Raw genomic sequence first — 23,308 nt, 5'->3', positions numbered from 1 at the left:
TTTGACCTTGACACGGTGAGAAGGCCTTCACTGCTTGCCGAGGAGGTGGTTTCGATGACGACCACAAGCCAGGGCACGGATGCGGTACGGGTCCTCCAGGGGCTGGAGGACCCGCGGTCGTCCGTGCGGTTGCAGGCGGCTCTGGCAGCCGGTACGACGCCGGATGCGCGCTTCGTCGACAAGCTGGTCGAGCGGTGCGCGACCGAGCCCGAGTTCTTCGTCCGCGAGATGCTGACCTGGGCACTCACCCGCCACCCGGCGTCCGCGACGCTCCCCGAGCTGTTGCAGGAGACGCGCTCGGAGCGGGCGCAGGCACGGAGTCAGGCGTTGCACACGCTGTCCAAGCTCGGGGACCGGCAGGCGTGGCCGGCGATCACACGGGCGCTGCTGTCCGACGCCGACGACGAGGTGGCGCGGAGCGCCTGGCGGGCCGCGGTCGTGCTCGTGCCGGAAGGCGAGGAGGCCGGGCTGGCCGCGGTACTGGCCACACAACTCGGGCGCGGCGAGCGGGAGACGCAGCTGAGTCTCAGCCGGGCGCTGGTCGCACTGGGCGAGGTGGTGCTGCCGGCCCTGCGTGCCGCGACCACGGCCCCGGACCGGCGTGTGCGCACACACGCGCTGACCACGGAACGGCTGTTGAACGACCCGGACGCCGGATTCGAGTCCGCGGTCGAGGAGGCGAAGCGGGTCGTGGCCCTCGGCGGCCACGGCCATGGACACGGCCAGGAGCTGGAGCGGGAACAGAAGGGGTGACAGGGCGTGTTGATCGGTGAGGTGGCGCGACGGTCCGGAGTCAGTGCCCGCATGCTCAGGCACTACGAGTCGCTCGGCCTGCTGCACCCTTCGGGGCGTACGGGCTCCGGCTACCGGGAGTACTCCGGCGAGGACATCCGGCGGATCTTCCACATCGAGAGCCTGAGGTCGCTGGGACTGTCCCTGCGTGAGATCGGACGCGCGCTCGACGATCCCGGCTTCACACCCTCGGCACTCGTCGACGACCTCATCCGTCAGACCCGCGAGCGCATCGCGGCCGAGACCGAGCTGCTGACGCGGCTCCGCCGGATCGATGCCGCGGAACCCGCCGGCTGGGAGGACGTCCTCCAGGCCGTCGCGTTCCTCCAGGCACTGGGGTCGCGGAGCGCCGCCGCCCGCCAGCGCGCGGCTCTCTCCTCGGTCGACGAGGTTCCGGTGCCGGTGGAGGCCCTGGTCGAGGCGGTTCTCAGGGAGACGGATCCGAACGTCGCCGGAGCGCTTCGATGGGCGCTGGCGCGATCGGGCGACGCCGGCACGGCACTGCTGGCGGAGGGTCTTGGCTCGCCGGTGGCGGCGGTGCGGGAACGTGCCGTCCGGTCCCTCGCCGAGATGCCCGGTGACGAGTCCACCGCCCGGCTGCGCCACGCCCTCGCCGACCCTGATCCAGCGGTCCGCGGCCATGCGGCGGCGGCGCTCGGGGCGCGCGGAGTGGCCGATGCCGTCCCGGCGCTCATCGACATGATCGTGGAGGGCAGGAACGACACCGACGCGGCGGACGTGCTGAGCCTGCTGGCGAGCGACACCGCGACGACCGCGCCGGCCCCACGGGTCTCCACGACCCCTGCGGCAGCTCGCATCGCCACCGCCCTCGTCGAACGCCTCGCCCACCACGCCACCGAAGCGCCTGCCCGCGTACGGCTGACGCAGGCGCTGGCGGACATCCCGGGGAGCACGGCGTCCCGAGCCCTCGTGGAGCTGTCCCGCGACGGGGACCGTGCCGTCGCACTGACCGCGGGGTACCTGCTTCAGCTGCGTGGCGGACACTGACCGGCCGCACGCCCCGCCGAGAGGGCGGCGTACGCCACCGGCGCCCCCTCCGTCAGCTCTCGGTGCGGGTGGGCAGGCGCCATCCCGGGCGCGGGAAGTGGCAGGTGTAGCCGTCCGGGTAGCGCTGCAGGTAGTCCTGGTGCTCGGACTCGGCCTGCCAGAACGGGCCCACCGGTTCCACCTCGGTGACGACCTTGCCCGGCCACAGACCTGAGGCGTCCACGTCCGCGATGGTGTCCTCGGCGATCCGCTTCTGCTCGTCGTCCACGTAGTAGATCGCCGAGCGGTAGCTGAGGCCGATGTCGTTGCCCTGGCGGTTCTTGGTGCTCGGGTCGTGGATCTGGAAGAAGAACTCCAGGAGGGCGCGGAAGTCGGTCTTCGCGGGGTCGAAAAGGATCTCGATGGCCTCCGCGTGCGTGCCGTGGTTGCGGTACGTCGCGTTCGGCACGTCACCCCCGGTGTAACCCACCCGGGTCGCCGTCACGCCCGGAAGTCGGCGGATCAGCTCCTCCATCCCCCAGAAGCATCCGCCCGCCAGCACGGCCCTCTGCGTCTGCGCAGCCATTGAGGTCCTCCCATATCTGTCAGCCAGGTCACTCGGGCCGCTCGGCTCGCTCACCGCCGGCTCCCGTGCCCACCCTCCTCAACGCGCGAGGGTTCCGGACGATTCCGCACCGGACGGTCCCGGTCCCGGGGAGGACGTACACCCCCGCCCGAGCGGGTCATGGGACGGCGAGCCATACGGCACCGCGCCGAACGCCATGTGTCAAGCATTTCGACCTCGTTGAGAAAGAACGGCGGCAGCGGCCTTCCCGCCCTACGATCGCCCGCATGCTGATTCAGCGGATATCACGAACGATCGTCGTGCTCGCTGTGGCCCTCGCCGGAGCGCTCGGGGGTGCTGTGGGGACGGCACAGGCCGAAGGGAACCGATCCTCGTCCGACCGGCAGTTGCTGTTCTACAACCACTCCTACGGAGTTTTCGACCGGGAGACCGCCGACGCCATCGAGCACTCCGACTATCTGAGGGACTTCGCCAGCTTCCAGGTCCGCACCACGACGGGCACCGGCGGACAGACCTGGACCGGCCGCTATCTGATGGGCCGCGAGACCTATCTGGAGCTGTTCGGAGTCGGTGACATCGGCGGCCAGGACGGCACCCTCGGCTCCGCCGGGCTGGGTCTGTCGACCGAACGGGACGGAGACCTGGCGACGGTCACCGAGCGGCTGAAGAGCGACGGGGTCGTCGATCCCATCGAGTTCCTTCAGACCCGGGACTTCGGTGACGGTGTGCCCGTGCCCTGGTTCGACGCCATCCTCACCGCCACCGAGTACGACGCCTTCGGGGCCTGGGCGATGGAGTACCGGCCGGAGTACTTCGCCGATCCCCGCAGCAAGACCGAGCCCGCGGGTTTCCCCGGTGACGTCGGCCGGGAGCGTGTTCTGTCCGACGACTACCGCACCCACCTGATGCGCGACGTGACCTCGGTGCGCATCGCGGTCACCGAGGGCGACCTCGCCGACACCGTGCCGCTGCTGCGGGCCGGTGGGTTCACCGTCAAGACCGTGGCGGGCGGTGGCGTCGTCGCGGCGGGCGGCGGCACCTCGATCCGGTTCGACGTCGTGCCGCGCGAGCAGGCGGGGATGCAGCGGGTCGACATGTCCCTCAACCTGCCCGTGAAGGACCGGCACGTGGAGCAGATCGGTCACTCGACCCTCACGGTCGGACCCGGCAGCCACGCGGTGTGGACGTTCGCCCACAACGGCACGCGCTAGCCGGACGGCACACACGGTGGACAGCGGGTGCGCCCCCTACGAGGGGGCGCACTCCCGCACGGGACTCCTCGGCCGCGGCCCCCGACCCACGCATGCCCGTCCGGATCGGGACCGGTTAAGGTAAGGCTTGCCTTAGAAGGCACCTTTCCCCCCACCTCCCCGTACCCCGGAGTACTCGTGCGTGCAGCAGCAGTGAAGGCCGTCGTGGCCGCGACCGTGGTCGGAGGGCTGCTCGCCGGCTGTTCGTCGGCCGGTACCGACGGGAGCGCCGAGAAGAAGGCCGCCGGCGAGCAAAACCCCGTACTGGGCGCTTCCGCGGGCGCCTCCGAGGGGCCCTCGGCCGCACCGAGCGCCCTTGCCGAGGGGATGGGCTCCGACCAGGACACGGACGGGGCCTTCCCGCGGACGGTCACGCACTTCGAGGGCCGGACGACGATCAAGGCCGCACCGAAGAAGATCGCCGTGCTCAGCACCGGGCAGCTCGACGACCTGCTGTCCCTGGGAGTCGTACCGGCGGCCACGACCCGCGCCGACAACGCCGGGCTCGTGCCCGACTACCTCGCGGACGCCTTCCCCGCCTACAAGAAGCAGCTCGCCGGCATGACCGACGCGGGCACTCGGCAGGCCCCCAACCTGGAGACCCTCGCCGCCGCCCGGCCCGATCTGATCCTCGCCAACGACTCCCTCGGCGAGCTCTACCCCAAGCTGTCGAAGATCGCGCCCACCGTGATCACCGCGGGCAACGGCATCAACTGGAAGCGCGACCTGCTGCTCGTCGGCGACGCGCTCGGCAAGGGGCGGGCGGCACGGTCGTTGCTGGACGACATCGTTGCCGAGGCCGCCGACAGGGGAAGGCCGCTGGGCGACCCGACCGTCTCCATGGTCCGCTTCACACCTGACCGCACCCGTATGTTCGGCGTCTCCTCCTTCACCGGGTCCATCGCCGTGGACATGGGGCTCGCGCGCCCCAAGTCCCAGCAGTTCAAGGCGATTTCGGAGGACATCGGTGCGGAGAGCGTCGACACCGCCGACGGGGACTGGATCTTCTACTCCGTGCAGGGAGACGCGTCGAGGACGGATGCCGCGAGCGTGGTCGCCGGGCCGCTGTGGAAGTCGATGAAGGCGGTGACGGCAGGCCAGGCCGTGAAGGTCGACGACGACCCCTGGTACCTCAACGCCGGGCCGTCCGCCGCACGGCTCGTGATCTCCCAACTCGCCGACCGCATCGGCAAGTAGTCGCGTGATACGTCGTCTCGCCTGGCCGGCGTCCGTCCTCGCGGTGGCCGCGGCCGGCCTGCTCAGTCTCGCCGTCGGGACGCGGGCGGTGCCGCTGTCCGCCGTCGTGGACGCGGTGCTGCACGGAGGCGGATCGCCGGACGCCCTGGTCGTACGGTCGCTGCGGCTGCCGCGGACCGAGATCGGGCTGACGGCGGGGGCGGCGCTCGGGGTCGCGGGAGCCGCGCTCCAGGCCGTGACCCGCAATCCGCTCGCCGATCCCGGGATCCTCGGGCTGAGCCAGGGAGCGGCTGCGGGGGTCGTGGCCGCCATCGGCCTCGGGCTCGCGAACGGGTTCTCCGGGTACGTCTGGTACGCCTTCGCCGGCGCCGTGCTCGCGGCCTGTCTCGTGTACGGCATCGCGGCGCGCGGGCGGGACGGGGCGTCGCCGGTGAAGCTGGCGCTGGCGGGGACTGCGCTGTCGGCGATGACCGCGGGCGCCACGACCGTTGTCCTGACGTCGAGTTCGGCCACGCTGGACCAGTTCCGGTTCTGGCAGGTGGGCGCGTTGAGCGGGCGGGACGCCGGGACCGTCGTACGCATGCTGCCCTTTCTCGCCGTAGGAGCTTTGCTGGTGCTGGCGTGTGCGCGGGGGCTGGACGCGCTGGCCCTCGGCGATGAGACGGCTCGGGCGCTGGGGCATCGGGTGGCGTGGGTGCGGGGGGCCGCGGCGTCGGGAGCGGCGCTGTTGACGGCGGCGGCGGTGGCCGCGGCGGGGCCGATCGCGTTCGTGGGGCTGGCGGTGCCGCACCTGGCCCGGCGACTCGTCCCGGGTGGGCATCGGGCCGTGCTGCCCCTGTCCGCGTTGCTCGGAGCGGCACTGCTGGTGGGGGCGGACGTGGCGGGCCGGGTGGTGCGGGCTCCCGCGGAAGTGCCGGCGGGTGTCATGACGGCGCTGGTGGGAGTGCCTGTACTGGTGTTCCTGGTACGGCGTCGGGGGGCTGTTTCGTGAGGGGGGCTCAGCGTGAGGGCGCGCCCCCGAGTGCGCCTTCCCCGCGCCCCCAGGTGGGGACAGGCGCGTCGACATCCACCGCACCCACCCAGGGGCGCGGGGAACTGCGCGACCAACCCCCACCGGCCCGCGCCCGGACGACTACGGTCCTCCGGCCACACCCCCGCCTCTCCCTCCTCGTCCACCGTCGCTCCCTCACCGTGGCGCTCGCCCTGCTCCTGTTGCTCGCAGCCTCCATGACCGTCTCCGCCTCCCTCGGCCAGACGTACGTCCCGCCCGCCGAGGTGTGGAGCACCCTCCGCGCCGGCTCCGGCCCCCATGATCTGGTCGTCAACGAGCTCCGCGTCCCCCGGATCGTGCTCGGAGCACTCGTCGGGGCCGCTCTCGGTCTGTCCGGGGCCCTCGTGCAGACCGTCACCCGTAATCCGCTGGCCAGTCCCGACGTGATCGGCGTCGGACACGGCGCTGCCGCCGCGACCGTGCTCGCCCTCGCCACCGGGGTCGTCTCCTCACCCGGGGCCATGCCGGCCGTCTCCGTCGCGGGTGGGCTCGGCGCCGCCGCCCTCGTCTACGTACTGGCCTGGCGCCGGGGCATGCAGGCGAGCCGGTTCGTGCTCGTCGGCGTCGGGATCGGGGTCGCCCTGTCCGCCGTCGTCCAGCTGTATCTCACCGACTCCGAACTCGAAGCCGCCGAGCAGGTCAAGCTGTGGCTGACGGGGAGTCTCAACGGGCGGGGATGGGAGCAGGCCGGGCCCCTCGGCGTCGCACTCCTGCTGTGTCTGCCCGCGCTCGGGTGGGCGAGCAGGGTCGTGCGGCCGCTCGGGCTCGATCCGGACACCGCCGCCGCGCTGGGGGTACGGGTGGACCGGGCGCGGCTCGGGCTGACCGTGCTCGGGGTCGTGCTCGCCGCCACCGCGACCGGGGCCGGCGGGCCGATCGGGTTCGTCGCCCTGACCTCGCCCCAACTGGCCCGACGGCTGACCCGTACGCCCCAACTACCCTTGCTGTGCTCGGCGTTGACCGGAGCGGTCGTGCTGGTCGCCGCCGATCTCGCGGCGCGGACGCTGCTGCCCCCGCTGGAGATCCCGGTCGGTGCGCTGACCTCGCTGGTCGGGGGGCCGTACCTGCTGTGGCTGCTGGGCCGACGGACGACCGTACGCTGACGGCCCTCCGCCGGGGCCGAGCCGCACGCGGCAGCTCTCCGGCAGGACCAGGCCGAACCGTACGCAAGCACGCCCCCCGGCGGGGGTGAGCCGTACGCCGGACGCCACCGGCCGAGCCGCGAACCGCGCCGTACGCCGAAGGGCCCCGGCACACGGCCGGGGCCCTCCTTCAGACAATGAGCGTCAGCGTGAGCCTTCGCGTCAGATCGTCGCCGTGTCGATCACGAACCGGTACCGCACGTCGCTGTTGACGACCCGCTCGTACGCCTCGTTGATCTCCGACGCGGCGATCAGCTCGATCTCGGAGCCGATGCTGTGCGCGGCGCAGAAGTCCAGCATCTCCTGGGTCTCGGGGATGCCGCCGATCGCCGAACCGGCGAGGGTCTTGCTGCCGCCGATGAGGGAGAAGAGGTTCAGGGAGACCGGCTCCTCGGGGGCGCCGACGTTCACCAGGGCGCCGTTCGCCTTGAGCAGGCTCAGGTAGGCGCCGAAGTTCAGCGGTGCCGACACCGTGGAGAGGATGATGTCGAAGCTGCCGGCGAGCTCCTTGAAGGTGTTCTCGTCGCTGGTCGCGTAGTAGTGGTCGGCGCCCAGCTTCAGGCCGTCGTCCTTCTTGCGCAGCGACTGGGAGAGGACGGTGACCTCCGCGCCGAGCGCGTGGGCGATCTTGACGCCCATGTGGCCGAGGCCGCCCAGGCCGATCACGGCGACCTTCTTGCCGGGGGCGGCGCCCCAGCGCTTGAGCGGGGAGTACGTGGTGATGCCGGCGCACAGGAGCGGGGCGGCCTCGTCGAGGGCCAGGCCCTCGGGGATGCGGACGACGAAGTTCTCGTCGACGACGACCTTCTCGGAGTAGCCGCCGTAGGTGGGCTCCCCGTCCTTGCCGACGGCGTTGTACGTGCCGACGCTCCCGTTGGTGCAGTGCTGCTCCAGGCCGGCCTTGCAGTTGTCGCACTCGCGGCACGAGTCGACCAGGCAGCCGACACCCACACGGTCGCCGACCTGGTACTTGGTGACACCGGGGCCGACCTCGGAGACGACGCCCGCGATCTCGTGGCCCGGGACCATCGGGAAGATGGCCTCTCCCCAGCCCTCACGGGCCTGGTGGATGTCGGAGTGGCAGATGCCCGCGAACTTGATGTCGATCAGCACGTCGTGCTCGCGGACCGCACGGCGCTCGATGGTGGTGCGCTCCAGGGGTGCCTTGGCGGCGGGAGCTGCGTACGCGGCGACAGTGGTCATGCCGGGGGTTCTCCTAGCGAGGGGGTCCGTGCCCGGCTGCCTTCTGTCTGTCCATCCGTCCGGGCACGACTACCAGCCTGCCCCATCGGCCGGAAATCACCCAGGCCACGGCTTTGCGTACGTCTGCCGGTCCTACTACTGGCGGGGACAGGCTGCTGGGCGTACGTCGGTGAATACTGGACGTATGGACGACATGGCCGAGAAGCAGCCCGGCGGTGGCTCACTGGACCGGCGTGCCGAGCTCAGTGAGTTTCTGCGCACCCGGCGGGCCCGGCTGAAGCCCGAGGACGTGGGACTGCCGGACTTCGGGCGGCATCGCAGGGTGCCGGGGCTGCGGCGCGAGGAGCTGGCGCAGCTGGCGGGCGTCTCGGTGGCGTACTACACCCGTCTGGAACAGGGCAACGGGCGGAACGTGTCGGCGGAGGTCCTGGACGCGATCGCCCGCGCCCTGCAGCTGTCGGACGCCGAGTACGCGCACCTCATGCACCTCGCGAAGCCGAAGCAGCACAAGAAGAAGCCGGCCGCGCGGACCGAACAGGTGCGGGGCGCGCTGCGGCAGCTGCTGGACTCGATCGAGGTCCCGGCGTACATCTCGGGGCGGCGCTCCGACATCCTCGCCTGGAACCGGATGGCGGCGGCGGTCTTCGGGGACTGGTCGGAGCTGCCGGCGCAGGAGCGGAACTGGGCGCGGCTGGTGTTCCTGCGGCCGGAGTACCAGGAGCTGTTCCAGCCGTGGGAGCAGAAGGCCACCGATGTCGTCGCGTATCTGCGCATGGACGCGGGCTGCCATCCCGAGGACCCCCAGCTGTCCGCGCTCGTCGGCGAACTCTCCGTCAAGAGCGACGAGTTCAGGCGGCTGTGGGCCACGCACGACGTCAAGGAGAAGAACCACGGCGTCAAGCGCCTGCGCCATCCCCTGGTCGGCGAACTGACCCTGAACTTCGAGTCGTTCCCGGTGTCGGACGGCACCGAGCAGGCCCTGATCACCTACCACGCGGAACCGGGCTCCCCGTCTGCCGAGGCGCTGCGCCTGCTGGCGAGTTGGGGCGCGGACGCGACCCGGGCAGGCAAGTCCGCGCACTCCTGACCCGGTCTCAGCCCTGGTACGGCGGCGCCGATCCCCAGTTCCACCGCGGTACCGGCTGCTCCGCCGGTGGTGCGGTGTCCGGGGCGGAGAAGTGGACGGCGAGCCTGGTGCCCCACTCCACGTAGGCGAGGAACGCCGAGCGGAACTCCGCGTCGGTGGGCAGGCCCGCCTCGTCGGCGGCATCCTGGATGAGGTTCACCCAGCGGCGGCGCTGCGGCTCGGTGATACCGCGGCCCATGTGCTTGGCGACCATGTGGCCGTGGCCGCCCTGCGTCTCGGAGTAGGCGGACGGGCCGCCGAAGACCTCCGCGAGCCAGAGGGCGACGTGCTCGGCGTGCTCGGGGGCCAGGCCCGCGAACACCGGGGCCAGGAGGTCGTCGGCCAGGACCTTCTCGTAGAACACCGTGGTGAGCCGGCCGAAGGCCTCCGTGCCGCCCGCCCACGCGAACAGGGTGGGGACGGCGGCGCCCCGGCCGCGGACCGTCGTCGGTTTGTAGTGGCGCATCTCCTCGATGCTCTCGATGTACGGCTGGATCTCGGCGAGGAAGTCCGGGAACAGCTCCGACTTGCGGAACCCCTCCACGTGGTCCTCGGTGGAGGTCCATGTGATGCGCAGGACGTAGTGCTCGAAGTCGTCCTCGCAGCGCGCCAGTTCGTAGTCGACGCATTGCGGGGCCGCGGCCAGCTGGGCCGAGGCGTGGGTGTAGGCGGACATGAATTCCGCCGAGCGGTCTTCCGGGATGCGGTAGCGGACGTACTCGACGGTCTCTGTGGTCATGACTTCACACAAACACGGACGCCCCACCGGAGGCTGCCCCTTCGGCCCGCCGTTCGCTGTGGGCTCACTCCACGGCGTTCCCCGACGGCTGGTGGAGACACGGAAAGGCCCGCCGGAAGCAGCGCTCCCGACGGGCCGGTCCCTCAACTACCGCGTGTTACGGCTCACTTCCCGTAGTACGCGTTGTAGATCGAGATCGTCGACTTGTTGCCCTTCTTGTCGGCGATCTTGGCGTGGAAGGAGATGGCCTTCCCCTTCGCCGGGTTCTTCACGGTGATCTTGCCGCCCGAGACCGTGACCTTCTTCCAGGTCTGGCCGTAGTCGTACGACACGTACACCGCGAGGGACTTCAGGTTGGAGCCCTTGGCGGAGCCCTCGACGGTCAACGGGATCTTGACCGTCTTGCCGGCCTCGACCCTGCTGTCCAGCCCCGTGGCCGCGTTGAAGCGGACCGTGGAGGCGGGCAGCTTGGTGAGGTCGGCCGGCTTCTTGGACGAGAAGGTCCAGCTGGCGTCGATCCGGGTGGAGGCCGCCGCGACCTTGACGCTGCGCTTGACCGAGGTCGTCAGCTTGTACGAGGCCTGACCGGCCGGAACCTTGAACGTCTTCTCGCCGAACAGCGGGTCGTCGTTCGAGCCGACCTTGACGCCGTTCTTGTACAGCGTGGTGTTGACCGAGGTGAACACCGAGGAACCGGCGTGGCCCTTGCCGTCCGCGAACAGCGGGAGGGAGCCGAAGATCTCGTTGCCGTCGCGGTACAGACCGAAGTCGGCGTTGAGGTGCGGCCCGAAGACGGCCGTGTTGACGGTCTTCGAGTAGGACTTCCCGCCCTGGTAGGACTGCGCGGCACCGAACGTGTAGTAGGCATCCGCAAGCGGGAAGCCGTCCGGGTCGACGCCGCTGTCCTGCTCGAAGTCCAGCTCCCACTTCACCCCGCTGGGCGTGGACAGGTGCAGGGTGCGGCTGCTGGGCAGGGCCTGCTGGACGCCGATGGAGGAGGCCATGAACGCGCCGGGCAGCCAGCCCGTGGCGTTGATCGAGCCCTTCTTGCCGCTCGCGGCGGCGCCCATGGCGACCTTCACCGTGGCCAGCTCGCTCGCCTTGTAGTGCTTGGTGTAACCGGTGGCGATCTGCTTGACCTTGCCGCCGGCCACGGTGTCGTACTGCTCGGTGGCGCCCTTGGTCCAGTGCCCGTCGAACTGCTGGCTCAGCGAGCCGTCGGTGACCTGCGGGCCCAGGTGCGCGGTGTGGAAGCCGGCGTACGAGTCGAGGAACCAGCCGTAGCCGTATCCGCCGCCGTCGGCGGTCTCGACCGAGAAGCCGGGTGAGGCGAACTCCGACTTGGCGGCCGCGTCCGGCACGGTGATGTCCACCGGCTTGGCCTTGCGCGAGTCCAGCGTGATCGTCGTGTTCTTCGTGACGTTCAGCTTCGGCTGGACCATCCAGTCGATGCCCTTGGTGGCGTCCTTGGGGTCCACGATGTTCGCGGTGGTGAGGATGTAACCGCCCTTGGGCACCCGGACGGTGACGGAGCCGTCCTCGTCGTACGGCATGAACCACTTGCCGTTGGCGAGGCCGGAGACGCCGGACAGGTCCGTGTTGTAGGTCTTGGCCGGCTTGCCGTCACGGTCGAGGACGTTCAGCGTGACGGCGTACGACTCGACCTCGCGCTGCACCGCGGCCGCCGTGCGGACGGTCTGGCCGCCGCCCGTCGCGGTCACGTACGCCGAGTACGCGCCGTCGAGCGTGCCGCCCAGCTTGGTGTTGACGGTCATGGCGACGGAGGCCTGGCCGTGTGCCGGGACCGTCACCGTGGTGGCGGCCAGCTTGAAGTAACCGGCCGGCGCGGCGTGCCCCTTCGGGTCGGTGGCCGTCGACGTCAGCTTCAGCGTGACGTCCTTCGTACCGAGGTTGCGGTACGTCAGCGGCTTGGTGTCCGGCTTGTCGTCGGTGTGCGGCCACAGCTGGGTGCCGAAGCTCACCGACACCGGGTCGGCGATCACGGTCTGCTTGATGGCCTTGTCGACCTGGATACGGCCCGAACCCTGCTGGAACGGGCTGTACTTGCCGCCCTTCGCGGAGCCCGTGAGGGCGCCCTTCAGCTCGGCGTAACCCCAGTCGGGGTGCTCCTGCTTGAGGATGGCGGCGGCTCCCGCGACATGCGGGGTCGCCATCGACGTACCCGAGAGGGGCAGGTAGCCCGGCGGGTTCTCGCCGACCTCCTGGTCGATGAAGCTGCCCTTGGCCGCGGCGGCCGTGATGTCGACGCCGGGCGCGGTGACGTCCGGCTTGATCGCACCGTCGCCGGCGCGCGGGCCGGTGCTGGAGAAGTAGGCCAGCTTGTCCTTGTCGTCGACGGCGCCGACGGTGAGCGCGGCGTCCGCGCTGCCCGGTGAACCGACGGACTCCGGACCGGAGTTGCCCGCGGCGATGGCGAAGAGGATGCCCTTCTCGGCGGAGAGCTTGTTGACCTCCGCCTCCAACGGGTCGATCTCCGGGGTGTCCTGGCCGCCGAGGCTCAGGTTGACCACGTCGGCGCCCTGCGCGGCGGCCCACTCCATGCCGGCGAGGATGCCGGAGTCGTCACCGGAGCCGTTGTCGTCGAGGACCTTGCCGTTGAGGATCCTCGCGCCGGGCGCGACGCCCTTGTACTTGCCGTTGGACTTGGCGCCCGTGCCGGCCGCGATGGACGCGACGTGCGTGCCGTGGCCGAAGTGGTCGGTGGCGTCGGCCGCGGTGGAGAAGTTCTTGGACTCGATCACCTGGCTCTTGAGGTCCGGGTGGGTCGCGTCGACACCGGTGTCCAGTACGGCGATCTTGACGCCCTTGCCGTCGTAGCCGGCCGCCCATGCCTTGGGGGCGCCGATCTGCGGCACGGACTTGTCGAGGCTGGCCTTGCGGACGCCGTCGAGCCACACGTGGGCGATGCCGGAGGCGGTTTTGTCACCGTTGGTGACCGCGTCCCAGAGCTCGGGCGTCTCCTGCTGGGGCGTCTGCACGGCGTCCGCGTTGAGCGTCGTGAGGCTCCGTCGCAGGGTGCCCGCGTCCCGGACGTCGGCCTTGGCCGCCGTGGCGGCGCCCTGGTAGCCGACGATGACCTTCAGTCCCTTCTTCTGGGACGTGCGGGTGGCGGCCTTGTTGAGCTCGGTGATGTCGAAGAGCCGCTGGTCGAGCTTGCCGCCGGCCACCAGCCGGGCCGCGTCCACCGGCAGCACGAGCGTGTGACCGGCGGCCTTGCGGATCTGCACGGGTATGTGTTCGCGACCCTTCGCCCGCTGCAGGCCGACGACCCGGCCCTTGGCGTCGACGGTGACACGGTCACCGGTGATCAGCGTGATGCTGTGCCCGGGCGTGAGCTGCGCCTTGTTCGTCTGCGCGCTCGCCGTCCGCGGCGCGTCCGCCGACGCCGGGCTGGTCATGCCCGCCGCCATCGCCACCGCGGCCGCCGTGGCGATCGTGGCCGCGCATGCCTTTTTCATCTGTCTGCGCAAGATTCCCCCTTGCAGATGGACCGGGTGAATACCCCGTTCACCCGGCCGGGGGTGGTCTCGCACATATGAACGTACGCCCCCCGGAGACCGCAGTATGCCGGGGGATGATCAGCGACCTCAAGGCACAGGTTGCTGACAGCAAGCTCTGTTACACGACTGTCGGATTCACGAACCCCCTCCACACGAACGGAAGTTGAGCCTCAGCTCGGCGCGTTCTCCTTCACCGTGATCCGGCCCTTGCGGATCGTGGCGACGCGCGGTGCCTTCTTCGCGATGGCGGAGTCGTGGGTGACCATGATGAAGGTCAACCCCAGCTCCTTCCACATGCGTTCGAGTACGTCCATGATCTCGTCACGCATCGACTCGTCAAGGTTGCCGGTGGGTTCGTCGGCGAGGAGCACCTTCGGCTGCTTGACAAGGGCACGGGCGATGGCGACGCGCTGCTGCTGGCCGCCGGACATCTCGGAGGGCAGGTGCGCGAGCCGCTCCCCGAGACCGACGGAGGTCAGCGCCTCGGCCGCCCGCTCCCGCCGCTCCTTCCCCTTCACTCCGAGGGGTACGAGGGCGGTCTCGACGTTCTCCTGGGCGTTGAGCGTCGGGATCAGGTTGAAGCTCTGGAAGACGAAGCCGATGTTCTCGCTGCGGACCGTGGTGAGCTTGGCCTCCGACAGCTTGGCCAAGTCGGTGCCGTCGAGCACCACTTCGCCCTCCGTGGGCTTGTCCAGCCCGCCGAGCATCTGCAGGAGGGTGGACTTGCCGCCGCCGGTGGGGCCCTGGATGACGAGACGGTCCCCGTCGGCGATGGTCAGGTCGACACCGGCGAGCGCGTCGACGGTGTCCTTGCCCCGGGTGTAGCGCTTGGTGACGCTTCTGAGTTCGTACATGGTGAGCTCCTGGGGTGGTGGGGTTCGGGTGGTGCGGGTCGTTGTCAGTTGCGGGTGGTGGGGGCTGTTCGCGCGGTCCCCGCGCCCCTTCGGAGCCGGGGTGACCGAGCCCACCCAGGGGCGCGGGGAACTGCGCGGCCAGCCACGACGCTGCCGCAGCCGCGAGACGGCAGAGCGAGGCACATCCGCGGGCGCACCGGTGCCGACGCCGACGCCCGCTACTCGACTCGGCGCAACGCGTCCGCCGGCCGCAGCCGCGACGCCCGCCAGCCGCCGAACGCGCCGGCGATGAGCCCCCCGGCCACAGCCAGTGCCACCGCGATCGCCACGGTCGTCAGACTGACCGGAGCGGTCAGGGCCACGTCCAGCGTCTTGGCGGCCGCCTGCCGACCGGGACCGCCGAAGCCACCGCCGCCGCCCCCGCCGTTGCCGCCACCGCCGCCACCGCCGCCCAACTGCGCCTGCAGCGTGGGGCTGATGGCCGTCACGACGTACGCGCCGGCGAGGCCGAGCCCGATGCCGAGCGCACCGCCGAGCAGCCCGTTCACCATCGCCTCACCGACGACCTGCCGGGTCACCCGGCCCGACTTCCACCCCAGCGCCTTGAGCGTGCCGAACTCCCGCACCCGTCGCGACACCGCGGACGAGGTCAGCAGCCCGGCGACCAGGAAGGCGGCGATCAGGACGGCGATGGACAGCCACTTGCCGACGTTGGTGGCGAGCGAGGACGCCGTGGAGAGGGAGCCGGAGACGGTGTCCGCGAGATCGGCCGAGGTCGTGACGGTCGTACCCGAGATGTTCTTCTGGATCGTCGACTTGACGGCGCCGATCTTCTGGGAGTCGGTCGCCTTGACGTAGATCGTGGTGACCTTGTTCTTCGAGTCACTGAGGGTCTGCGCCTGGGTGAGCGGGATGTACACGTTGGCGGCCGCGTCCCCGCTGTCGGCCGTCGCGACGCCGATCACCTTGAACTTGACGCTCTTGACGGTGACGGTGGAGCCGACCTTGAGCTTCTTCTCCTTGGCGTACGCGGAGTCGAGGACGGCGACCTTGGCGTTGGTCTCGGCCGACGTGAAGGTGCGGCCGCTGGAGATCTTGGAGGAGGTCAGCGGGCCGAGGGCCGGCTTGGTGACGTCGGTGCCGTAGACGGAGTAGTTGTTGACGTCGAAGTTGGCGCCGCCGCCCCGCACTTCACCCTGCGGCTGGCCGGTGCCGCCGCCGTTCTGGCCGCGGCGCTCCCCGGTCCCACCGTTCTGGTTCTGCTGGAACTGGCCGCGGGTGAACTGCCCGCTCACCTTGATGACCTGGAGGCTGAGCCCGCCGGCGGCGTCCGAGACGCCGGTCTGCTTGTCGACCTTGGTGACCGTGGTGGTGGGCAGGGTCTGGAACCCCTGCACCAGCACCCGGTCGGTGCTCTGCTGAGCGTCGGAGCCGTTGTCCTGCGCGTCGAACTGGAAGCGCGGACGCTCGGAGCTGGTGGCGCTCGGCGCGGCGGCGGCCTTGGTGACCGTCATGTCCGTCCCGAGCCCGTACAGCGACTGGAGGACCTTGTCCTGGGCCTTCCCCATGCCGGACGACACGGAGCTGACCACGATGACCAGCGCGATCCCGAGCGCGAGCCCGGAGGCGACGACGAGGGCCGCCTTTCTGCGGCGGCGCAGTTCGCGCCTCAGGTAGGTGAAGAACATGGCCGCAAGCTAGGCACGGCGCGTGATGACTCCATAAGCCCCGTATAAGAGCAGCATGAGAAGGCTGTCCACGAGCCAGGAGAGACCCTGGACGGACCTGTCAGGGAGAGTTCCGGGAGAACACGGAAGGCGGCCACCCCACCGGGTGACCGCCCTCGAAACAACCCGTGTCAGCAGTCGGACCTCAGACCGCCGACCCCGCCTTCCAGTCCGCCCAGTTCAGGTTCCAGCCGTTGAGGCCGTTGTCCGGGGCCACCGTCTTGTCGCCGGTGTTCTTGACGACCACCACGTCGCCGACGATGGAGTGGGTGTAGAACCAGTAGCCCGCCGTGCCGCTGTCGTTGGCGCCCTTGGTGTCGGACAGGCCCACGCAGCCGTGGCTGGTGTTCACGCTGCCGAAGACGGACTTGGCGCCCCAGTAGTTGCCGTGCACGAAGGTGCCGGAGTTGGTGAGGCGGATGGCGTGCGGCACGTCCTTGATGTCGTACTCGCCCTTGCCGTCGTCGTCGGTGAAGCCCACGGTCGCGCCGTTCATGCGCGTCTCCTTGAACTTCTCGGACATCACCATGACGCCTTCGTACGTCTTGTTCTCGGGCGAACCGGCGGAGATCGGGATGGTCTTGATGACCGCGCCATTGTGCGTGATCTTCATCTGCTTGGTCTTGGCGTCGACGTACGACACCTGGTCGCGCCCGATCTTGAACGTGACCGTCTTCTGCTGGACGCCGAAGACGCCGTTGGCACCCTCGACACCGTCGAGCGCGAGCTTCAGCGTGACGGTGGAGTTCTCCTTCCAGTAGGCGTCGGGGCGGAAGTCGATGCGGTTGGGGTTGAACCAGTGACCGACGACCTCCTGACCGCTGCTGGAGGAGACGGTGATGCCCTTCTGGACGGCCGCCTTGTTGGTGATCGCCTTGTTGAAGTTGATCGACACCGGCATGCCCACGCCGACGGTCGAGCCGTCCTCGGGCGTGAAGTTGCCTATGAAGCTGTTGGACGGGGAGACCGTCGTGAACGAGGCGTTCTCGTGGGCGACGAGTCCGGCGGAGTCCTTGGCCTCCGCGGCGACCTTGTAGGTCGTGGACCGCTCCAGCTGCGCGTCGGGCTTCCAGCTCGTCTTGTCGGCGGACAGCTCGCCGGCGACCTTCGTGCCGTCGGCGGTCGTCATCGCCACGTCGGTGAGCGTGCCCTTGCTCACGACGACGGCGGCGGAGTTGTTGATGGAGGCGTTGTCCGAGCCGTCCTTGGGCGTGATCTTGATCTCGGCCTCGGAGCTCTTCTTGGCCGCCGCCTCGTCGGCCCTGGCCTGCGAGGTGTCGCCGCCACCGCCGTTCGACGAGGAGTCGTCACCACTGGAACAGGCCGAGAGCACCAGCACCCCGCCGAGCAGTGCGGACGCGACCGTGAGGCCCCTGCGCCGCTTACTGACCGTCATCACACGCTTCTCCATCGTTGCCGAATCCCCGAATCCCCGAAACCCTGAGAGCCCCGTCAATAAAACCTGAACGCTACGACCGGTTCATCCCGTTCCACCTTTTGAGAAGGTGTGGGGCACACCACTCCTGCTGGGGCGGAGGGTACGTCTGCCGGTGCGTGCGACCACTGAGACGACGAAACCCCGGACGGCGGTTGCCACCCGGGGTCACTGTTTCCCGAGCGTGCTCAGCCGACGGCCTCTTCTTCCTCGTCCGCCTCGACATCATCCTCGTCGAGGTCCCACTCCGGCGAATCCGGGTCGTAGTCGATCTGCTCGCTGCTCCAGGACGCCTGGGCGAGTTCGACCCCCGGCACCTCCCCCACCAGGTCGAACGGGTCCACGAGATAGGCGAGGGCCTCCGCAGTGTCTTCCGTCACAGCACCCTCGGCGTGCGCCCGCTCATCGTCCGGCATGTCCGGATCGTCCGCGATCCGCGCGAGCGCGGCCCGGGCCACGGCCTCGTGGTCGCCGACCTCGACGACGAGTTCCACCCGAAGCCGTACAAAACGTGATGTCTCTTCAGTGCTCATGCCCGGAGCGTAAAGCCCATCGCTCCCGTGACTTTCCTGTGACCCGCGCCTTTCACTAACATCGGCCCACACGGCCAATTCGCCAGCACCACAAGGGGATCGATATTCCGTGTCATCCGTTCGCCGTCCGTTGCTGACCGCCACCGCCGCGGGGACCCTCCTGGGTGCCCTGTGGTTCGTCCCGTCCGCCAACGCGTCCCAGGACAGCCCGGCGAGAACAGAGCCGTCCGTGCAGGCCACGGCACAGGCACGGGTCGCGACCACGAGCGTGGAGACGACCGGGGACGGCACACAGCTCGCCGACACCGGAAGCCCCGACACCACGCCGTACCTGGTCGGTGGCACCCTCTTCCTCACGCTGGGTGCGGGCTTCGTCGTCTATTCGGTGCGCCGGGAACGACTGGGCTTTTAATCCTGCTTGACGATTTCTTGGCGCAACCTTCATAGTCCGCACATGAAGAGAGCATCGAGGGCGCGGATAGGCGCCGCGGCGACCGTGGGCGTGCTGTCACTCGCCCTCATCACGGGGTGCGGCGGAGGTTCGGACGACGACCCGAAGGAGTCCGGGGCGTCCAAGGAGGCCGGGGCATCCTCCTCCCGGAGCACGGCCACCGCGAAGGCGCTCAGCACGGCCGAGCTGGAGAAGCTGCTGCTCGCCAAGGGCGATGCCGCCGGGTACCAGGCCGACGACGGCGACGACACCCTGCCGAAGGCCAAGAGCGAGGTGAAGAGCGACAAGGCCGCGTGCGCCCCGCTCGCCCACGCCATGGCCGGTCTCGCGCCGGGCGACGCGGACGCCAGCGTGAGCAACAGCCTCACGAAGAGCCCCGAGGCCACCGGGTCCCCGGACGCGTCCTCGCTGGAGACCCTCAACGTCGAGATGACCTTCGTGGGCCTGTCCTCCTACGACGGCGACGGCGCCGAGAAGGCCGTCAAGGCCGTCTCCGACGGCATCGCGGCCTGCTCCGGCGGCTTCACCATCTCCGCCGGGGGCGAGACACAGAAGATCACCAAGGTCGCCTCGGAGAGGCCCTCCGGCAAGGGCGACCAGTCCGTCGCGTTCTCCGTCGGCTCCGACATCGACGGCCAGGGCGCTGCCACCTTCAACACCGAGGTGGTCCGCGTCGGCAACACCGTCTCCACGTACTACTCGGTGGACTTCGCCTCGCTCGAGAGCGGCAAGGCGGCCCCGGTGCCGACGGCCGTGATCGACGCCCAGCTGGCCAAGCTCAAGTAACCACCGCAGGGGCCCTGTTCAGCCGTACGCCGAACAGGGCCTGCCTTCCTACCGCAGCGGCCCGGTGACGGCCTCCACCGCCGACACCAGGCGCCCCTCCCGCACGAACACGTCGGCCGCGGCGAGGTCGGGCGCCAGGAACCGGTCGGGACCCGGACCCTCGACACCCGCCTTCCGTACGGCGGTGATGGCGGCCTGGGTCGCCGGCGCCGGAGTGAGCCCCTCGCGCAGCTCGACGGCGCGCGAGGCGGCGTAGAGCTCGACGGCGAGGACCCGGGTGAGGTTGTCGACGGCGGTACGGAGCTTGCGCGCGGCCGACCATCCCATCGAGACGTGGTCCTCCTGCATCGCGGACGACGGGATCGAGTCCGCGGACGCCGGCACGGCCAGCCGCTTCAGCTCACTGACCAGCGCGGCCTGTGTGTACTGGGCGATCATCAGCCCGGAGTCGACACCGGGGTCGTCGGCGAGGAACGGCGGCAGCCCGTGCGAACGGTTCTTGTCGAGCAGCCGGTCCGTCCGCCGCTCGGCGATCGACGCGAGGTCGGCGACGGCGATGGCGAGGAAGTCGAGCACATAAGCCACCGGCGCACCATGGAAGTTGCCGTTGGACTCCACCCGACCGTCAGGCAGCACAACGGGGTTGTCGACCGCCGAGGCCAACTCCCGCTCCGCCACCAGCCGCGCATGGGCCAGGGTGTCCCGCCCGGCCCCGGCGACCTGCGGCGCGCAGCGCACCGAGTAGGCGTCCTGGACCCGGGGCGCGTCGTCCTGGTGGTGCCCGGTGAGCTCCGAACCCGCCAGCACGGCCAGCATGTTGGCGGCGGACGCCCCCTGCCCCGGATGCGGCCGGATGGCGTGCAGCTCGGGAGCGAGCACCTTGTCGGTACCGAGCAGCGCCTCAAGGCTCAACGCGGCTGTGATGTCGGCGGACTTGTACAGCATCTCCAGGTCGGCGAGTGCCATGAAGAGCATCCCGAGCATGCCGTCGGTGCCGTTGAGAAGGGCGAGCCCCTCCTTCTCCCGCAGCTCGACGGGGGCGATCCCGTGCTCGGCGAGCAGCTCACCGGCGGGCCGCACGACACCGTCGGGTCCCTCGGCGTCCCCCTCGCCCATCAGCGTGAGGGCGCAGTGGGACAGCGGCGCGAGGTCACCGGAGCAACCAAGTGAACCGAACTCGTGCACGACCGGCGTGATCCCGGCATTGAGCACATCCGCCATGGTCTGCGCGACCTCGGGCCGCACCCCGGTCCGTCCCGAGCAGACGGTCTTCAGCCGCAGGAACATGAGCGCCCGTACGACCTCCCGCTCCACCCGCGGTCCCATTCCCGCGGCATGCGAGCGGACGATGTTCCGCTGCAGCCGGGCCCGGAGTTCCTGGCTGATGTGCCGGGTCGCGAGGGCGCCGAAGCCGGTGCTGACGCCGTAGACGGGCTCGGGCTTGGCCGCGAGCGCCTCCACGATCCCGCGGGCCGCGGCGAGAGCGGTGACCGCCTCCTCGGAGAGCTCGATCCGGGCACCGCCGCGCGCCACGGCAAGGACGTCGGACGCGGTGACCCCGGACGTCCCCACCACCACAGTGTGCATATCCATATTCAGGAGCGTACGCACTGAATTCCAGGATGTCACTACTGGGACGGGGGTACGCCCCTTACCGCAGGCACCGCCTCAGGGCCGTCGCCCCCGGAACCGGCGACGCTCGGCGCTCTGCCCGGAGGGGGCGGCGTCGGCCAGCCGTACGACCGGATCGTCCAGCCCGCCCCTCCCCGCGACGACCGGCTTCACGGCACGCTCGGCCTTGGCCCGGTACTGGGCGGCATCGGCGAGCCGGAAGAGCCGCCGGGCGGACCGAACGGGCCCGATGGGGTCCTCGGTCGACGCGACCCCGCACGCCACGCCCTCCCCCAGCTCCAGCTCCCCCGCCCTCCGGCAGAGCTCGCCGGCCGCCCTCACCACGTCGTCGGCCGGCGGCCCGACCGCGAGCAGACAGAACTCGTCCCCGCCCAGCCGGGCGGCGAGGGCCCCCGGCAGCATGGCCCCGCACAGCGACAGCACCGAACCGAAACGTTCCAGCAGCCGGTCGCCGACGGCATGCCCACAGGTGTCGTTGACCCGCTTGAGCCCATTGAGATCACACACGACGAGACTGACGACGACCCCCTCCCGCCGGTGCCGTTCCACGGCCTCGTCCAGCCGCACGTCAACGGCACGACGGTTGGCGAGCCCGGTCAACGCGTCCGTGAACGCCAGCCGTCTCGCCTCCTCCAACCGCTCCGCCTGGGCGATACCGGCGGCGACGACAGCGGCCAGCACGGTGGCGAAGTCGGCGTCCTCCCGTCCGAACACGGGATCACCGGCGGGCCGGGCGACATACAGCTCCCCCCAGGCCCGCCCGTTCAGCACGATCGGAGCGACGACACAGCACCCACGGCCCCTCCGGCGCAGCGCGGCGACCCGCTGATGCACATATCCGGGGCGCCCCCCGGCCGCGGGCCCCTCCGCCGTCTCCACCCACGCGTTGGGCTCACCGCCACCGGCCCACCGCTCGTGCAGAAACTCGGTGATCTCCGGGAACTGGTGCACGGGATAGGCCTCACCGTCGGGAAACTCCTCCTCGCCGGCGGCCCGGTCCCCCACGTTCACCAGCACCCTGAGCCGCCCCAGCTCCCGCTCCCACACGGACAGCGCGGCGAAACTCCCGCCCAGCGCCCGGCACGCCCCGGCGGCGGCAGCGCGCCACGCGTCACGCGTGCCGTGGGCCGCCGCCATGCCCTGCGCCAGCGCCACGACCGCGGCCAGCCGGATGTCCTCACCCATCACTCCAGGCTATGGAGGATTCGCCTGAGGGCACGGATATGACTGGGACGTTCGGGTGAACCCCACCACGCCAGACCAGGCGGTCGTACGGCTGCGGGCCGGCGGGGGCTGGTCGCGCAGTTCCCCGCGCCCCTAAAAGCCCGACGCACCCCCCACCCCGGCCCCGACCCACAACGGCGCCGCAGGCGATACAGGGGCGCGGGGAACTGCGCAAAACGCCCGCCCCCACCGAACCCGCACACAAGAACCCGCCCAACCGCCGGAGGCAACCGTCACTCCCCAGGCCACCGCGGCGCGCGCCGCTCGTTGAACGCCGCCACCCCCTCCGCCCGGTCCCCCGAGAACGCCACCGACCGCCACGCCGCGTCCTCCACCTCGAGCCCGGCCCGCACATCCAGCCCGTTCCCGAGACGCAACGCCCGCTTCGCCGCCCGTAGCCCCACCGGCGAGTTCGCGGCGATCCGGGACGCCAGCGACAACGCCTCCGCCCGGTCCTCCCCCGCCGGCACGAGCTGATCCACCAGCCCCAGCCGGTACGCCTCCTCCGCCTCCACCCGCCGCGCCGTGAAGATCAGCTCGGCCGCCCGCGCCGCCCCCACCCGCCGGGGCAGCAGCTGCGTCCCCCCGCCCCCCGGGATCACCCCCACGGACACCTCCGGCAACCCCACCACCGCCGTACGGTCGGCCACGATCAGGTCGCACGACAGCGCCATCTCGAAGCCCCCGCCCAGCGCGAACCCGTGCACCGCGGCGATCGTCGGCACGGGCAGCTCCAGCACCCCCGTGTACGCCCCCCGAGCCACCGGCCGCTGCCGTACCAACTCCGCGTCGCTGAAGGAGTTCCGCTCCTTCAGATCCGCCCCGACGCAGAACGCCCGCTCATGCGTGGAGGTCACCACGACAACCCGCACGCCCTGATCACCCGCAAGTGCGGAACAGGCGGCGGCGACGGACCGCGCCATCTCCGTGGAGACCGCGTTCATCGCCTTGGGCCGGTCGAGCACCAGCTCGGCGACGACCCCCTCCCCGGTCTCCCCGACCTCCCCGTGCCGTCTCACCAGCACGAACTCCCCGAACCGCTCCTCGCCCATGACACCCTCCTGGTTAACGC

Annotated in this window: 20 protein-coding genes; 9 read left to right on the top strand and 11 right to left on the bottom strand. The window is 70.5% G+C overall.

Features of this window, described 5'->3' with window-relative positions:
* Window positions 1–54: 54 nt before the first annotated feature.
* Together OHT57_RS31830 and OHT57_RS31825 are read left to right on the top strand one after the other, a co-directional pair.
* Complete coding sequence (locus OHT57_RS31830; RefSeq protein WP_328750142.1) at window positions 55–753, top strand: HEAT repeat domain-containing protein; 699 nt, start codon at window positions 55–57, stop codon at window positions 751–753.
* Window positions 754–759: 6 nt separating this feature from the next.
* A complete protein-coding gene (locus OHT57_RS31825; RefSeq protein WP_328750140.1) occupies window positions 760–1,800 on the top strand; it encodes a MerR family transcriptional regulator in 1,041 nt (346 codons plus the stop codon).
* A gap of 52 nt (window positions 1,801–1,852) precedes the next feature.
* On the opposite strand, the gene msrA is transcribed toward OHT57_RS31825, so the two are convergent.
* A complete protein-coding gene (gene msrA, locus OHT57_RS31820) occupies window positions 1,853–2,365 on the bottom strand; it encodes a peptide-methionine (S)-S-oxide reductase MsrA (protein ID WP_328750138.1) in 513 nt (170 codons plus the stop codon).
* Window positions 2,366–2,631: 266 nt separating this feature from the next.
* Between msrA and OHT57_RS31815 the strand changes: the two genes are divergently transcribed.
* From OHT57_RS31815 to OHT57_RS31800, 4 genes are all read left to right on the top strand, one after another.
* Entirely contained in the window at window positions 2,632–3,576 is a 945-nt protein-coding gene (locus tag OHT57_RS31815; RefSeq protein ID WP_328750136.1) for a DUF5829 family protein, read from the top strand.
* Between the two features lie 177 nt (window positions 3,577–3,753).
* Complete coding sequence (locus tag OHT57_RS31810) at window positions 3,754–4,812, top strand: iron-siderophore ABC transporter substrate-binding protein (protein ID WP_328750133.1); 1,059 nt, start codon at window positions 3,754–3,756, stop codon at window positions 4,810–4,812.
* A 4-nt stretch (window positions 4,813–4,816) separates the two neighbouring features.
* Window positions 4,817–5,803 (top strand): FecCD family ABC transporter permease, encoded by a 987-nt coding sequence (locus tag OHT57_RS31805; RefSeq protein WP_328750131.1) that lies wholly within the window; start codon window positions 4,817–4,819, stop codon window positions 5,801–5,803.
* Between the two features lie 200 nt (window positions 5,804–6,003).
* Window positions 6,004–6,966: a FecCD family ABC transporter permease gene (locus OHT57_RS31800; RefSeq protein ID WP_443053506.1), complete on the top strand. Its 963-nt coding sequence runs from the start codon at window positions 6,004–6,006 to the stop codon at window positions 6,964–6,966.
* A gap of 201 nt (window positions 6,967–7,167) precedes the next feature.
* Here OHT57_RS31800 and OHT57_RS31795 read toward each other — a convergent pair whose 3' ends face one another.
* Complete coding sequence (locus tag OHT57_RS31795; protein WP_328750129.1) at window positions 7,168–8,208, bottom strand: NAD(P)-dependent alcohol dehydrogenase; 1,041 nt, start codon at window positions 8,206–8,208, stop codon at window positions 7,168–7,170.
* 184 nt (window positions 8,209–8,392) lie between these two features.
* On the opposite strand from OHT57_RS31795, the gene OHT57_RS31790 reads away from it, so the two are divergent.
* Window positions 8,393–9,295 (top strand): helix-turn-helix domain-containing protein, encoded by a 903-nt coding sequence (locus OHT57_RS31790; RefSeq protein ID WP_328750127.1) that lies wholly within the window; start codon window positions 8,393–8,395, stop codon window positions 9,293–9,295.
* A gap of 7 nt (window positions 9,296–9,302) precedes the next feature.
* On the opposite strand, the gene OHT57_RS31785 is transcribed toward OHT57_RS31790, so the two are convergent.
* The 6 genes from OHT57_RS31785 to OHT57_RS31760 all read right to left on the bottom strand — a co-directional run bounded on the left by OHT57_RS31785 (window position 9,303) and on the right by OHT57_RS31760 (window position 18,143).
* Complete coding sequence (locus OHT57_RS31785; protein ID WP_328750125.1) at window positions 9,303–10,073, bottom strand: group II truncated hemoglobin; 771 nt, start codon at window positions 10,071–10,073, stop codon at window positions 9,303–9,305.
* Between the two features lie 164 nt (window positions 10,074–10,237).
* Window positions 10,238–13,552, bottom strand: coding sequence for a S8 family peptidase (locus tag OHT57_RS31780; RefSeq protein WP_328753387.1), 3,315 nt, complete (start codon window positions 13,550–13,552; stop codon window positions 10,238–10,240).
* A gap of 212 nt (window positions 13,553–13,764) precedes the next feature.
* Window positions 13,765–14,448 (bottom strand): ABC transporter ATP-binding protein, encoded by a 684-nt coding sequence (locus OHT57_RS31775; protein ID WP_328750123.1) that lies wholly within the window; start codon window positions 14,446–14,448, stop codon window positions 13,765–13,767.
* A gap of 218 nt (window positions 14,449–14,666) precedes the next feature.
* Complete coding sequence (locus OHT57_RS31770) at window positions 14,667–16,136, bottom strand: ABC transporter permease (protein ID WP_328750121.1); 1,470 nt, start codon at window positions 16,134–16,136, stop codon at window positions 14,667–14,669.
* A 184-nt stretch (window positions 16,137–16,320) separates the two neighbouring features.
* Entirely contained in the window at window positions 16,321–17,586 is a 1,266-nt protein-coding gene (locus OHT57_RS31765) for a L,D-transpeptidase (protein WP_328750119.1), read from the bottom strand.
* 212 nt (window positions 17,587–17,798) lie between these two features.
* The gene (locus tag OHT57_RS31760; protein WP_328750117.1) at window positions 17,799–18,143 is read right to left on the bottom strand and encodes a hypothetical protein; all 345 of its coding nucleotides are present in this window, start codon (window positions 18,141–18,143) and stop codon (window positions 17,799–17,801) included.
* A 130-nt stretch (window positions 18,144–18,273) separates the two neighbouring features.
* Between OHT57_RS31760 and OHT57_RS31755 the strand changes: the two genes are divergently transcribed.
* The gene (locus OHT57_RS31755; protein WP_328753386.1) at window positions 18,274–18,555 is read left to right on the top strand and encodes a hypothetical protein; all 282 of its coding nucleotides are present in this window, start codon (window positions 18,274–18,276) and stop codon (window positions 18,553–18,555) included.
* A 42-nt stretch (window positions 18,556–18,597) separates the two neighbouring features.
* Window positions 18,598–19,380, top strand: a complete 783-nt coding sequence (locus OHT57_RS31750) for a hypothetical protein (protein ID WP_328750115.1) — start codon at window positions 18,598–18,600, stop codon at window positions 19,378–19,380.
* Between the two features lie 48 nt (window positions 19,381–19,428).
* Here the strand turns inward: OHT57_RS31750 and hutH are convergent, their stop codons facing one another.
* The 3 genes from hutH to OHT57_RS31735 form a co-directional block, all read right to left on the bottom strand.
* Window positions 19,429–20,967, bottom strand: a complete 1,539-nt coding sequence (hutH, locus tag OHT57_RS31745) for a histidine ammonia-lyase (protein ID WP_328753385.1) — start codon at window positions 20,965–20,967, stop codon at window positions 19,429–19,431.
* A gap of 81 nt (window positions 20,968–21,048) precedes the next feature.
* Window positions 21,049–22,197, bottom strand: coding sequence for a GGDEF domain-containing protein (locus OHT57_RS31740; protein WP_328750113.1), 1,149 nt, complete (start codon window positions 22,195–22,197; stop codon window positions 21,049–21,051).
* 272 nt (window positions 22,198–22,469) lie between these two features.
* Window positions 22,470–23,288 carry an enoyl-CoA hydratase/isomerase family protein gene (locus tag OHT57_RS31735; protein WP_328750111.1) on the bottom strand — a complete coding sequence of 273 codons (819 nt, stop codon included), beginning with the start codon at window positions 23,286–23,288 and terminating at the stop codon, window positions 22,470–22,472.
* Between the last annotated feature and the right edge of the window lie 20 nt (window positions 23,289–23,308).

This window comes from Streptomyces sp. NBC_00285, from assembly GCF_036174265.1.
In the GTDB taxonomy this organism is placed as follows: domain Bacteria; phylum Actinomycetota; class Actinomycetes; order Streptomycetales; family Streptomycetaceae; genus Streptomyces.
The sequence above is the reverse complement of the archived record's forward strand: the minus strand, read 5'-3'. Positions and strand labels throughout refer to the sequence as shown.

Excerpts from the sequence above, each read along its gene's own strand:
- OHT57_RS31830 (WP_328750142.1), top strand. The coding sequence starts at position 55 with ATGACGACCACAAGCCAGGGCACGGATGCGGTACGGGTCCTCCAGGGG.
- msrA (WP_328750138.1), bottom strand. The coding sequence starts at position 2,365 with ATGGCTGCGCAGACGCAGAGGGCCGTGCTGGCGGGCGGATGCTTCTGG.
- OHT57_RS31815 (WP_328750136.1), top strand. The coding sequence starts at position 2,632 with ATGCTGATTCAGCGGATATCACGAACGATCGTCGTGCTCGCTGTGGCC.
- OHT57_RS31795 (WP_328750129.1), bottom strand. The coding sequence starts at position 8,208 with ATGACCACTGTCGCCGCGTACGCAGCTCCCGCCGCCAAGGCACCCCTG.
- OHT57_RS31790 (WP_328750127.1), top strand. The coding sequence starts at position 8,393 with ATGGACGACATGGCCGAGAAGCAGCCCGGCGGTGGCTCACTGGACCGG.
- OHT57_RS31785 (WP_328750125.1), bottom strand. The coding sequence starts at position 10,073 with ATGACCACAGAGACCGTCGAGTACGTCCGCTACCGCATCCCGGAAGAC.
- OHT57_RS31780 (WP_328753387.1), bottom strand. The coding sequence starts at position 13,552 with ATGAAAAAGGCATGCGCGGCCACGATCGCCACGGCGGCCGCGGTGGCG.
- OHT57_RS31775 (WP_328750123.1), bottom strand. The coding sequence starts at position 14,448 with ATGTACGAACTCAGAAGCGTCACCAAGCGCTACACCCGGGGCAAGGAC.
- OHT57_RS31770 (WP_328750121.1), bottom strand. The coding sequence starts at position 16,136 with ATGTTCTTCACCTACCTGAGGCGCGAACTGCGCCGCCGCAGAAAGGCG.
- OHT57_RS31765 (WP_328750119.1), bottom strand. The coding sequence starts at position 17,586 with ATGGAGAAGCGTGTGATGACGGTCAGTAAGCGGCGCAGGGGCCTCACG.
- OHT57_RS31760 (WP_328750117.1), bottom strand. The coding sequence starts at position 18,143 with ATGAGCACTGAAGAGACATCACGTTTTGTACGGCTTCGGGTGGAACTC.
- OHT57_RS31750 (WP_328750115.1), top strand. The coding sequence starts at position 18,598 with ATGAAGAGAGCATCGAGGGCGCGGATAGGCGCCGCGGCGACCGTGGGC.
- hutH (WP_328753385.1), bottom strand. The coding sequence starts at position 20,967 with ATGCACACTGTGGTGGTGGGGACGTCCGGGGTCACCGCGTCCGACGTC.
- OHT57_RS31740 (WP_328750113.1), bottom strand. The coding sequence starts at position 22,197 with ATGGGTGAGGACATCCGGCTGGCCGCGGTCGTGGCGCTGGCGCAGGGC.
- OHT57_RS31735 (WP_328750111.1), bottom strand. The coding sequence starts at position 23,288 with ATGGGCGAGGAGCGGTTCGGGGAGTTCGTGCTGGTGAGACGGCACGGG.